11 protein-coding genes are annotated in these 12234 nt (G+C 43.4%); all 11 read right to left on the bottom strand.

The features are described from left to right. Positions 1 to 139: 139 nt before the first annotated feature. Positions 140 to 409, bottom strand: a complete 270-nt coding sequence (gene rpsO / locus BVI01S_RS09370) for a 30S ribosomal protein S15 (RefSeq protein ID WP_034760125.1) — start codon at positions 407 to 409, stop codon at positions 140 to 142. 135 nt (positions 410 to 544) lie between these two features. After that, positions 545 to 1495 (bottom strand): bifunctional riboflavin kinase/FAD synthetase, encoded by a 951-nt coding sequence (ribF, locus tag BVI01S_RS09365; RefSeq protein ID WP_061809960.1) that lies wholly within the window; start codon positions 1493 to 1495, stop codon positions 545 to 547. Between the two features lie 18 nt (positions 1496 to 1513). Continuing rightward, positions 1514 to 2419 (bottom strand): tRNA pseudouridine(55) synthase TruB, encoded by a 906-nt coding sequence (truB, locus tag BVI01S_RS09360; RefSeq protein ID WP_061809959.1) that lies wholly within the window; start codon positions 2417 to 2419, stop codon positions 1514 to 1516. A gap of 100 nt (positions 2420 to 2519) precedes the next feature. After that, a complete protein-coding gene (rbfA, locus tag BVI01S_RS09355) occupies positions 2520 to 2888 on the bottom strand; it encodes a 30S ribosome-binding factor RbfA (RefSeq protein ID WP_060669663.1) in 369 nt (122 codons plus the stop codon). A gap of 53 nt (positions 2889 to 2941) precedes the next feature. Further along, positions 2942 to 3220, bottom strand: coding sequence for a DUF503 domain-containing protein (locus tag BVI01S_RS09350; RefSeq protein WP_061809958.1), 279 nt, complete (start codon positions 3218 to 3220; stop codon positions 2942 to 2944). Beyond that, entirely contained in the window at positions 3217 to 5397 is a 2181-nt protein-coding gene (gene infB, locus BVI01S_RS09345) for a translation initiation factor IF-2 (protein WP_061809957.1), read from the bottom strand. The genes BVI01S_RS09350 and infB overlap by 4 nt, the downstream gene beginning before the upstream one ends. 20 nt (positions 5398 to 5417) lie before the next feature. After that, on the bottom strand, positions 5418 to 5720 hold the full coding sequence (locus BVI01S_RS09340) for a YlxQ family RNA-binding protein (protein ID WP_061809956.1): 303 nt from the start codon (positions 5718 to 5720) through the stop codon (positions 5418 to 5420). Positions 5721 to 5730: 10 nt separating this feature from the next. After that, a complete protein-coding gene (gene rnpM / locus BVI01S_RS09335) occupies positions 5731 to 6000 on the bottom strand; it encodes an RNase P modulator RnpM (protein WP_034760146.1) in 270 nt (89 codons plus the stop codon). Between the two features lie 12 nt (positions 6001 to 6012). Continuing rightward, entirely contained in the window at positions 6013 to 7146 is a 1134-nt protein-coding gene (gene nusA / locus BVI01S_RS09330) for a transcription termination factor NusA (protein WP_061809955.1), read from the bottom strand. A gap of 35 nt (positions 7147 to 7181) precedes the next feature. Then, positions 7182 to 7652 (bottom strand): ribosome maturation factor RimP, encoded by a 471-nt coding sequence (gene rimP, locus BVI01S_RS09325; protein ID WP_034760152.1) that lies wholly within the window; start codon positions 7650 to 7652, stop codon positions 7182 to 7184. A 187-nt stretch (positions 7653 to 7839) separates the two neighbouring features. Then, the gene (locus BVI01S_RS09320) at positions 7840 to 12159 is read right to left on the bottom strand and encodes a PolC-type DNA polymerase III (protein ID WP_061809954.1); all 4320 of its coding nucleotides are present in this window, start codon (positions 12157 to 12159) and stop codon (positions 7840 to 7842) included. Positions 12160 to 12234 lie beyond the last annotated feature (75 nt).

Here is a 12234-nt window from a genome sequence, read left to right as displayed (position 1 = left end):
TATGTATTTTAGACAAAAACGAGAAAAATGAATACTTTAAATGATGAAAATGTATAAAAAGAAGTGGAGGATCATACAAAGATTTCCACTTATGAAAGCTAAAGAAAAAGCGGGACATAATCCCGCTTCCTTTGTCTGTTTATCGACGTAAACCTAATTTGTTAATTAACTCACGGTAGCGTTGTACATCTTTCTTACGTAAGTAAGATAATAGATTACGACGGTGACCTACCATTTTAAGAAGACCGCGACGAGAGTGGTGATCTTTCTTGTGAACGCGTAAGTGATCGTTCAAGTTGTTAATTTCTTCAGTTAGGACAGCAATTTGAACTTCTGGAGATCCAGTATCGTTCTCATGTACTTTGTATTCACTGATAAGTTCGTTTTTACGCTCTTTAGTGATAGCCATCCTTTTCACCTCCTAGTAATTTCTTTCAAATCCCCTGTTACCGAGCAACCGTTGGTGAATCGTGATGCCAAGCAAAGGTTCATTTCATACGATATTTAGAATACTACTCTTTTAAATAAAAATCAAGTGTAATCCTCAATTTTTCGCAAAGTAGTCTATCGCCTGGTCCTTATCTTTCTGGATTTGGGAGATTAACTCCTCTATTCCTGAGAATTTTTGTTCGTCCCTTATTCTGTCATACCATTCAATGAACACTTCTTCTCCGTAAATGGAAGTGTGGAAATCGAAAAGATGGACTTCGATTGTCAAAGAATAGTCGTCGGGATTTTTAAAGGTTGGCTTGTACCCGATGTTGCACACACCATCGAACCATTTATCATGAATTTTCATCCTGACCGCATAAACCCCCACCTTAGGGGTCAGATAGTCATCGGAGAGTTCGATATTAGCTGTAGGGAATCCGATTTTCCTCCCTCTTTTATCTCCGTGAATGACCGTTCCCTTCATTTTGAACGGTCTTCCAAGGAGATTTTTCACCCTGGATACGTCGCCTTCTTTAAGGTTCTCCCTTATCAAGGAAGAACTCACTTTCAAATCGAGATCAGCATCTGTCAACTTTGTAACGGTCGTGGAGGCGAACATATCGCGGGAATGGAAGGGCAGGGTCTCCATCGTCCCCTTCCCCATCCTGCCATATGAATAATCATATCCTGCTACGACATGCCTTACGTTAAGGCCGATAATATATTGATCGACGAAGTCCTGCGGAGTCAGATTTGCAAATTCTGACGTAAACCGGACAATGAATAAATAATCCACACCAAGTTCCTTTATGATTTCTTTCTTATCTTCCAAGGGTGTTATGTAGTGGATATGCTTGTGTTTATGACCCAGTACAACGGAAGGGTGGGGATCAAATGTCATGACCGCGCTCGAAACGTCCTGTTCCTTCGCTTCTTCCACTGCTGCCCTGATTACCCTTTGATGTCCTTTATGAACGCCATCGAAGTATCCCAGAGCGAGTACCAGGGGTGGAAATTCATTCTTACTAATTGAATGGGGATGATGTACAGTTATTACTTTCACAGTATTTCACCTTTTTCACTAGTCGTTGAAAAGCACTTTGACAGGCTTGATAATCCCAGGCTTGTCAGGATGCCTCTGATAAATGGCGATGGCCTTGCCTTTATGCTCCATCACTACGGAACCGTCCTGCCAGTCCTCAGGCTCTTCAAGGCGTGCTCCGTTCTTCACTTTCTCTGCTAATGTATCACTAATCAGCATTTTCGGCAAATGAGAAAGCCCCATCTCCAGAGGAAGAAGAAGGTTTTGTGGATCTTCATTCTGAACAAACTCTTGTATCTGTTCAAACGTGAAACAATCTTCTTTTCTAAAACTTGCTGATTGCGTACGCGTAAGGGCGGACATATGAGCCGGATACCCCAGTCCATTCCCGATTTCAACGGAAAGCGTCCTCACATAAGTCCCTTTCCCACACACCACTTCAAAGGTGAATGAGGGATGATCAAGGTCTAACTCATTCCACTCCTCCAGTAATTGCAGCTTGTGGATATGTACAGTCCTTGAAGGTCTTTCGACTTCTATGCCCTGTCTCGCATATTCATATAACCGCTTTCCATTCACTTTGACTGCCGAGAACATAGGAGGGGTCTGGACGATGTCCCCAGTCAGACTTTGCAGGATTTCTTCGACCTCCTTCCTCCTGATGATCCGGTCCACCTTCTTTTCTTCAACCTTCTCTCCCCAAGCGTCTTCAGTTGTGGTGGAATACCCGATCGTGACTTCTCCTTCATAGGTCTTTCCGGATGCTGTTATATACTCCGCTATCTTGGTTGCGCGCCCGATGCAAATGGGCAGGACACCGGAGACTTCAGGGTCCAGGGTACCGGTATGGCCGACTTTTTTTGTTTTGAGGAGTTTCCTTAACTTAAAGACACAATCATGGGACGTCATTCCCCTGGGCTTCCATAAGGGCAGGATACCATTCATCTGTATTTCCTCCAGTATGTATTGTATTTGGTCCATATCTATAAAACATAAAGGGCTGATCCTCTGGAATTGTACTTCCGTCCGGATCAGCCCTTTCTTATTACTCTTCTGTATCTTTAGACTCTTCTGGTTCATCTTGAACTTTTCTTAATAAAGATTCAATATGGTTACCATAATCAATCGATTCATCAAACTCAAAAATAATTTCAGGTGTTTTACGCAGGCGAATTCTCTGTCCCACTTCAGAACGGATGAAACCTTTTGCCTTTGCAAGACCTTTAAGAGTATTCTCTCTTTGGTCTTCCCCACCCAGAACGGTAATATACACTTTTGCCTGTTGTAAGTCCCCGGATACTTGTACATCTGTAACCGTTACAAAGCCAATACGTGGATCCTTTATTTTTCGTCCGATAATATCGCTGAGCTCTTTCTTCATTTGCTCGCTAACACGATTCGCACGATGGCTCATCAATATCACCTCTTATATGTCGTTAATGGTTATACGTTGATATAAGGCGTTCCTTATAGTGACTCGATTTGGGTTTCCAGTCGTTCCCACTCAGGAAAAGAATCAATGAATTTCAATGCATGTTCAATCTCTCTTTCACTCGCTCCTTTGGAAGAAGCAACAGTGACGATGGCAATCCTTGTACGTTGCCATACATCCTGATGTCCGATTTCAGAAACCGATACATTGAATTTTTGTTTAAGACGTGACATGACCCTTTGAAGGACGGCCCGCTTATCTTTTAATGAGTGGGAGTCATAAATCATGCACTCACATTCAACATATGTGATCATTTACGTGTAATTTCCTCCATGATGAAGGCTTCGATGACGTCTCCTTCCTTCACATCATTGAAGTTCTTGATTGTAATTCCACATTCGTAACCTCTGGCTACGTCTTTTGCATCATCCTTAAAGCGCTTAAGGGCATCGAGTTCCCCTTCAAAGATAACGATTCCGTCACGAATCAGACGAACTCCACTATCGCGTGAAATCTTACCTTCTGTTACATAGCTTCCCGCAATCGTACCGACTTTAGACACTTTAAATGTTTGACGCACTTCCGCCTGACCGATGATCTTCTCTTCAAACTCAGGGTCAAGCATCCCTTGCATGGCTGCTTCGATCTCTTCCATTACCTTATAGATAATGCGGTGCAATCGAATTTCTACACCCTCTGCTTCGGCAGTACGCTTGGCATTGACGTCAGGTCGCACATTAAATCCTATTACGATAGCATTTGAAGCGGACGCCAGTGTAATATCAGATTCATTAATCGCCCCTACGCCTGTATGGATGATCCGGATATTAACACCTTCCACTTCAATCTTCATTAATGAAGCGGCCAGTGCCTCAACCGATCCTTGAACATCCGCTTTAAGCACAAGGTTAAGATCCTTCATTTCCCCCTGTTTCATTTGTTCGAACAGGTTCTCAAGACTGACCTTAGATTTCTCTCCACGCTGGGCTTGAAGCGCCTGGGATGCACGGGCTTCCCCAACGGAACGAGCTGTTTTCTCATCCTCGAATACGACGAAGCGATCCCCTGCTTGAGGAACATCATTCAATCCCGTGATTTCTACAGGAGCAGAAGGGCCAGCTTCTTTCACACGGCGACCAAGGTCATTGACCATAGCACGGACACGCCCGAATGTATTACCTACTACAATTGGATCTCCTACTTTTAACGTTCCGTTTTGAACGAGTAAAGTCGCAACCGATCCACGGCCTTTATCCAATTGAGCTTCAATGACTGTTCCTTGTGCAAGACGATCCGGATTTGCTTTAAGCTCTTCCACTTCACTTACAAGAACGATCATTTCAAGTAGATTGTCGATTCCTTCTCCAGATAATGCGGATAATGGAACGAAGATTGTATCTCCACCCCATGCTTCAGGAACCAATTCATATTCTGTAAGCTCCTGCATGACACGATCCGGGTTGGCAGCTTCTTTATCCATTTTATTGACAGCAATGATGATCGGAACTTCAGCCGCTTTCGCATGGTTGATTGCTTCAACCGTTTGAGGCATGACACCGTCATCGGCAGCTACTACAATGATAGCAATATCCGTCACTTTGGCACCGCGTGCACGCATAGTCGTGAAGGCAGCATGCCCAGGAGTATCAAGGAATGTGATTTTCTTTCCGTCCACTTCTACTTGATAAGCCCCGATATGCTGGGTGATTCCGCCAGCTTCCCCAGCTGTCACTTTCGTGTTTCGGATTGAGTCAAGAAGCGTTGTTTTACCATGATCGACGTGACCCATGATGGTTACGACAGATGGACGTTCCACTGTTTGCTCTTCTGTATCTTCAGTGAAATACACTTCAAGATCCGTAGCGTCTATCTTGATTTCTTCTTCCACTTCGACTCCGTATTCACCTGCGATCAATTCAATCGAATCTTTATCCAGTTCCTGATTGATGGTTGCCATGACACCAAGCATGAACAGTTTTTTGATGATTTCAGATGGTTCTTTGTGAAGCTTTTTGGCAAGTTCTGAAACCGTCAATGATTCTGAGAAAGTGATCTTTGATGGAAGTTCTTTTTTCTTCGCAGGCGTTTGCTGTTGAGGAGCCTGTTTGAAGTTTTTGTTCTGCTTATTATTTTGTTTGTTGTTTCTGTTTTTGTTGTTGTTGTTGTTATTATTATTGAAGACCTTCTTCTCCTTTGATTGGTTCTGTTGATCGTGTTTTTTTCCTTCACGACTTTTCGGTGCTGTCTTTACTTTTTCCTTGTTTGGAGCTTCGTCTGACTTGGATGCACTTGATTTAGATTCTTTCGCGGCTTTATTTCCCTGCCCTTTTGAATCACCTTTATACATTGCATCTAATTTTGTTACTGCGTCATCTTCTATAGTTGCCATATGGTTTGATACCTCAATATTCAGTTGCTTTAATTTTTCGATCACATCTTTACTTGAAACGTTGTATTTCTTTGCATATTCATATACACGCATCTTGCTCATATGTTCACCCCCACTGAGATTCAATCGAGCAGTTCGGATAATTTTTTAGCAAAGCCGGCATCCATTACGGCGACGACCACCCTGGCTTCTTTTCCAATGGCTTGACCTAAGTCATGCCTGTTTTCCACTAAGCATACCGGGACATGATACGATTTACATTTGTCCGTGATCTTCTTGTTTGTATTAGCAGAAGCATCTTTGGAAAGAATGACAAGTTTCGCTCGTCCACTACGAACTTCTTTAATAACAAGCTCTTCACCTGAAATAATCTTACGTGCCCGATTCGCCAATCCTAAAAGTGACATCCAACGATTCTGATTCATACGCTAAACGTTACTCCTTCTCTACAAGGCTAATCAATTCATCGTAAAGAGATTCATCTATTTTCGCTTGTAATTGATTGGCTAAAGTATTTTTCTTTTTAGCTAATAAAATGACGTCTTTATCCTTCGAGAGATAGGCTCCACGTCCTGATTTCTTACCGGTAGGATCGATGGAAACCTCCCCTTCTTTAGATCTGACAATACGTATCATTTCTTTTTTCGGCTTCATTTCACCCGTTGCCACACATTTGCGCAAGGGGATCTTCTTATTTACACCCATCATGCCCACCTCTTAATCTTGATTTTCGAAATCAATATTTAAAGGCTCGTTGTCATACTCTTCCTCTTCATCCTGAGGCAAAAAGGCCTCTTCACGAGGATATAATCCTAATTCGCGTGCATCTGTTTCACTCTTGATATCAATCTTCCAGTTTGTCAATTTAGCTGCAAGACGAGCGTTTTGACCACGTTTACCGATTGCAAGGGAAAGTTGATAGTCAGGAACCACGACTCTGGTCGCCTTATCTTCTTCATTCACCTGTACATCCAGTACTTTAGATGGACTTAGAGCATTGGCTACGAATGTCACGGGATCTTCCGACCACTGGACGATATCGATCTTTTCACCTTTTAATTCGTTCACGATCGCCTGTACACGGGCACCTTTGGTTCCCACACATGCACCTACAGGATCCACTTCAGGATTTTCAGCGTGAACCGAAATCTTAGATCGGTCCCCGGCTTCGCGTGCAACCGATTTGATTTCTACCGTTCCGTCAAAGATTTCAGGAACCTCGATTTCAAATAGTCGCTTCAATAAGCCCGGGTGTGTTCGTGAAACAAAGATTTGAGGGCCTTTGGTCGTCTTTTCCACCTTTGTGATGAATACCTTGATCCGGTCATGAGGTTTGTATGTTTCGTTAGGCATTTGCTCACTGACCGGCAGGAGGGCTTCAATCTTCCCTAATGCCACATAGATGAATCGGTTATCCTGACGTTGAACGATACCTGTCATGATGTCTTCTTCACGGTCCACAAATTCAGAATAGATAATTCCTCTCTCTGCTTCCCTCACTCGCTGAGTCACAACCTGCTTTGCCGTCTGAGCAGCAATGCGCCCGAAATCCTTAGGAGTCACTTCAAGTTCAACAACGTCTCCCACTTCGTAGCTTGGGTTGATTTCCCCGGCGTCTTCGACCGAGATCTCAAGACGGGAATCGAACACTTCATCCACGACTTCCTTACGGGCGAATACTCTCATCGTCCCCGTATCGAGGTTAAGGTCTACACGGACATTTTGTGCCTGGTTGAAATTTCGTTTGTAAGCTGACACAAGTGCCGCTTCAATGGCTTCAATGATGACATCTCTTGCAATGCCTTTTTCTTTCTCTAAAACAGTTAGAGCATCTAATAACTGAGTGCTCATGGTGGTTTCATCCCCCTTTATAGTGCGGTTAGTTCCTATGAAAATGTAACAGCCAATCGTGCGATGGCTATCTTATCTGTTGGAATTTCAACCTTCTTTTTTCGAGTCTTAATGGTTACTTCTAATGATAATTGGTCTGAAGTATAGGAAAGAAGTGTTCCCTCGAATGCCTTTTCGCCGTTCAATGGCTCATATGTCTTCACATAAACATTTTTGCCGATGGCTTTCTCGAAGTCCTTGTCTTTCTTTAAAGGACGTTCAGCACCCGGTGAAGAAACTTCTAAAAAGTAATTATGAGGAATTGGGTCAATTTCATCTAACTTTTCACTAAGTCTTTCACTTACTATTCCACATTCTTCAATGTCAACACCGGAATCTTTGTCGATGAATATCCGAAGAAACCAGTTGGATCCTTCTTTAACATATTCCATATCGATGAGTTCCAAAGACATGTCATCTAAGATTGGTGTCACAATTTCTTCTACTAGTGTTGTTATTTTGCTCATACTTACCTCCTGGTCTATATGAAAATCTTGCACCAAGACTAGAAATGATAGTTCAAAAAATGTCCATGTAATAACGAAAGAGTGGGGTGCGACCCCACTCTTCTACCTTTAGAGCTATCTTTAGTATTTCCAATAAAAATATACCATAATCAACATTTTTATGCAAACAATTCCCGTCGTATCGCTCTTAAAAGAGGGATAATTGGTTCTTATCCGGCAAGGCTTCAAGGCAGCCGTGATTATCCAGATATTCAATGATCGTCTTGGATACACGTCCCCTTTGCTGCAGATCTTCTTTCGAGAGGAATTCACCGGCCTGCCTCGCATTAACAATATTGATGGCGGCATTCGTTCCAAGTCCCGGGATGGAGTTGAATGGCGGGATCAAAGTATCTCCATCAATGACAAATTCAGCAGCCTCTGAACGGTAGAGATCTACTTTCTGGAACTTATAGCCCCTTTCGCACATTTCAAGTGCCAACTCCAGTACCGTTAACGTGTTCTTTTCTTTCGGTGATGCGTCAAGACCTTTACTATTGATTTCCTCGATCTTGGCCCTAACAGCCTGCGATCCTCTTACCATCGCTTCGATATCGAAATCTTCCGCTCGAACGGTAAAATAAGCGGCGTAATAAAGTAGTGCATGATGCACCTTAAAGTACGCAATCCGAACAGCCATTAATACATAGGCGGCAGCATGGGCTTTAGGGAACATATACTTGATCTTCAGGCAGGAATCGATATACCAATCCGGTACCCCGTTCTTCTTCATTTCCTCTACCCATTCATCCTGCAAACCTTTACCTTTACGAACAAATTCCATGATCTTAAAGGCAAGTGAAGGCTCGAGTCCCTGATAGATCAGGTATACCATGATATCATCACGACACCCGATTACTTCGCTCAGATTACAGATGTTGTTATGGATGAGCTCTTGTGCATTCCCCAGCCATACGTCGGTACCGTGGGAAAGACCTGAAATCTGGACCAGCTCGGAGAACGTTGTCGGCTTTGTATCTTCAAGCATCTGTCGGACGAATCTTGTACCGAATTCAGGGATTCCGAGTGTACCGGTCTTACACATGATTTGATCTTCCGTCACACCAAGGGATTCGGTACCGCTGAAGATCTTCATCACTTCAGGGTCGTCGGTAGGGATCGTCTTGGGATCGATCCCGGATAAATCTTGAAGCATACGGATGACAGTCGGGTCATCATGTCCCAGAATATCCAGCTTTAGTAGATTGTCATGGATGGAATGGAAATCAAAATGCGTCGTTTTCCATTCGGAATTCGAATCATCCGCAGGAAATTGGATAGGTGAGAAATCAAAGATATCCATATAATCAGGTACAACGATGATTCCTCCAGGATGCTGCCCGGTTGTTCTCTTGACACCCGTGCATCCACTTACCAAACGGTCAATTTCGGCTCCACGGATCTGAAGCTGATGATCATTCGCATATCCTTTTACATACCCGTAGGCCGTCTTTTCTGCCACAGTCCCGATCGTACCTGCTCGATATACATTATCTTCCCCGAAAAGAACCTTTGTATAATTATGGGCGTTCGGCTGATATTCCCCTGAGAAGTTCAGATCGATATCCGGAACCTTGTCTCCTTTGAATCCCAGGAAGGTTTCAAAAGGTATATCATGACCGTCTTTCTTATAAGGAACCCCGCAATCCGGACAGTCCTTGTTCGGCAGATCGAAGCCCGATCCGACTGAACCATCATCGAAGAACTCAGATTTCTTACAGTACGGACAGACGTAATGAGGAGGCAGTGGATTCACTTCGGTGATCTCTGTCATCGTCGCTACGAAAGAAGATCCGACCGATCCACGTGAACCAACGAGATAACCATCGTCCAACGATTTCTTAACCAGCTTATGAGAGATCAGATAGATGACCGCGAAACCGTGTCCGATGATACTTTTTAACTCTTTTTCGATCCTGGCTTCGACGATTTCCGGAAGATCTTCTCCATAGATGCTTTTCGCCATGGCATAACTCATCCGGCGCATTTCCTCGTCGGCACCTTCGATTTTCGGTGTATAGAGATCGTCCCTGATCGGCTTAATGACATCTACCATATCGGCGATCTTATTCGAATTATCCACTACGATTTCTTTAGCCGTCTCTTTACCAAGGAAAGAGAAAGCATCGAGCATTTCATTCGTTGTCCTAAAGTGGACATCAGGAAGTTCATGACGATTCAATGGATTGGCTCCACCTTGTGATCCCACGAGGATCTTCCGGTATATTTTATCCGTTTCATTTAAGTAATGAACGTTACCAGTCGCCACAACAGGCTTATCCAGTTTCCTTCCCAGCTCAACGATGTTTTGGATGATATCTTCCAGGTTCTTCTGACTTTGCACGAGATCTAATTCAATCAAATGCTGGTACACTTCTTTAGGATGAACTTCCAGGTAGTCGTAGAAATGGGCCTTTTCCTCTACCTCTTCTTTCCCTTTCTGCATCATCCCTTCGAATACTTCTCCCTTGTCACAACCTGAACCTACGAGGATTCCCGTACGGTACTTTTGCAGTTGGGAACGCGGAATGCGTGGTACCCGGAAGAAATAATTCATGTGAGAAATGGAAACAAGTTTATAAAGATTTTTCAACCCTTCTTCCGTCTGGGCAATCAATGTACAGTGATATGGCCTTGAGCGTTTGTACGCATCACCCTTCCCCATATAATCATTGAATTGATTATGGTTCGTGATCCCTTTTTCGACTGCATCTTTCAACATCTTCAAAAGGAGATACCCAGTTGTTTCTGCATCATAGATGGCCCGGTGATGCTGGGTCAGTTCGATATCGAATTTCTTCGCCAGTGTATTCAGACGGTGATTCTTAAATTGCGGATAAAGCAGTCTTGCTAGCTCCAATGTATCAATGACGGGGTTGGAAGCTTTCTCGATACCGGCTTTTTGATACCCGGCATTCAAGAACCCCATATCAAAGGAAGCATTATGGGCGACCAGAATATCATCCCCTACCCATTTATGATATCTGATGAGGACATCATTTATCTCTGGAGCAGTCTGTACCATGTCGTCCGTAATACCCGTCAATTCAATCGTCGTGGCAGACAAAGGGTGGTGAGGGTTCGCAAATGACTCAAATTTATCAATGACCTCTCCATCTTTAATTTTCACCGCGGCGAGTTCAATGATGGTGTCGTATACTGCGGAAAGCCCCGTCGTTTCCACGTCAAATACAATATAGGTGCTGTCTTCGAGGGGAAGGTCGCGATCATTGTAGGCGATCGGTACCCCATCATCCACAAGATTGGCTTCCACACCATATAACAGTTTAATATCGTTTTTCTTACTTGCGTTATATGCTTCCGGGAAGGATTGCGCAACGGCATGATCTGTTATCGCAACCGCTTTATGACCCCATTTCTTCGCTTGGGATACAAGACTAGCAACAGAAGAGACGGCATCCATTTGACTCATTGGAGTATGCATGTGCAGCTCCACTCTTTTTTCATCGGCCGGGGCAGTATCAAGTCTAAGAACCGGCTTGATTTCATTCACATCATTGGCAATCATCACAAGGTCCCGAACAAATGTATCGTTTTGTATGCTTCCGCGGCAGCGGACCCACATACCTTTTTTCATGTTGTTCATGACTGCTGCGTCCTCTTTATCCCTGGAGAACATTTTGACCAGTATCGAGCTTGAGTAATCGGTCACCTTAAAAGTAAGCAGGGTGCGTCCGCTTCTGAGTTCTCTTGTTTCACAGTCGAACACATAACCCTCAATGGCGATACGGCGCTCTTCGTCATAAATTTCTTCGATTTTTCGGAAGTCAGCATCGTCCTTGATTGTAAGACCAAGCATGAATGGCCCACTCGGTGCATCACTTGGACCCTCTTTTTCTGCTTTTTCCATTTCAATAAGTGCCTGTTTTGCTCGTTCCTGATCCTCTTTTAGCTTTTCTTCCAAAAATTTCTCATATTCATTGCTTTGTTCTTCCACTTGACTTACCTCGGCATCCAGAACGAATCTGGGAAACCCGAAGTTTTCGAAAGTGGAGGTGATGATATCTCCGTATTTTCTTTTAAGCTGTGTTGCTTCTGTATCATTTGAAGCCTGAACAATGATTTTGTTTCCATTGATCTTCGGCTTTTGGGTATTTAATAATTTTAATAAGGGTGGTGAGATCCCTTGAATTTCTTTTACGCAGTCCTGCCAATAATCTAAAATATGCTGATCCGTCACATTGGGATTCAACACTTTAATCGAATAGCCTACATTGGCAATATGATTAAAGGATGTCTGCAGTGCAATGGAAAATTTACTCCACACGTTACAAGGGATGATTTCTTCAAACGTGAAGTAAAAATGCCATTTCTTTTCCTTGCGGTACACTGCCAATTTCTCAATCTCAGCATGTCTGAAGTACTGCACAAAGGCATCCTCTGTTAAGCCTAACTGTTGCAGCAACAATTGAAACCTTTCCCTTTTGCCCAGGGGCTTTTCTTCCATATTCCTTTCCCCCATTTCTACTCTTGGATCATTTTGTTTACAGAATAAAAAGGGCTGACAGCAAAAGGATGGCCT

The sequence above is a fragment of the Rossellomorea vietnamensis NBRC 101237 genome (genome assembly GCF_001591825.1).
GTDB lineage: Bacteria > Bacillota > Bacilli > Bacillales > Bacillaceae_B > Rossellomorea > Rossellomorea vietnamensis.
Note: the sequence above shows the minus strand (reverse complement) of the source record. Positions and strands in the feature narration are given on the sequence as shown.

What these genes read in the sequence shown, in the direction of transcription:
- rpsO (WP_034760125.1), bottom strand. Translation starts at nt 409, where the DNA reads ATGGCTATCACTAAAGAGCGTAAAAACGAACTTATCAGTGAATACAAA.
- truB (WP_061809959.1), bottom strand. Translation starts at nt 2,419, where the DNA reads ATGAATGGTATCCTGCCCTTATGGAAGCCCAGGGGAATGACGTCCCAT.
- rbfA (WP_060669663.1), bottom strand. Translation starts at nt 2,888, where the DNA reads ATGAGCCATCGTGCGAATCGTGTTAGCGAGCAAATGAAGAAAGAGCTC.
- BVI01S_RS09350 (WP_061809958.1), bottom strand. Translation starts at nt 3,220, where the DNA reads ATGATCACATATGTTGAATGTGAGTGCATGATTTATGACTCCCACTCA.
- infB (WP_061809957.1), bottom strand. Translation starts at nt 5,397, where the DNA reads ATGAGCAAGATGCGTGTATATGAATATGCAAAGAAATACAACGTTTCA.
- BVI01S_RS09340 (WP_061809956.1), bottom strand. Translation starts at nt 5,720, where the DNA reads ATGAATCAGAATCGTTGGATGTCACTTTTAGGATTGGCGAATCGGGCA.
- rnpM (WP_034760146.1), bottom strand. Translation starts at nt 6,000, where the DNA reads ATGGGTGTAAATAAGAAGATCCCCTTGCGCAAATGTGTGGCAACGGGT.
- nusA (WP_061809955.1), bottom strand. Translation starts at nt 7,146, where the DNA reads ATGAGCACTCAGTTATTAGATGCTCTAACTGTTTTAGAGAAAGAAAAA.
- rimP (WP_034760152.1), bottom strand. Translation starts at nt 7,652, where the DNA reads ATGAGCAAAATAACAACACTAGTAGAAGAAATTGTGACACCAATCTTA.
- BVI01S_RS09320 (WP_061809954.1), bottom strand. Translation starts at nt 12,159, where the DNA reads ATGGAAGAAAAGCCCCTGGGCAAAAGGGAAAGGTTTCAATTGTTGCTG.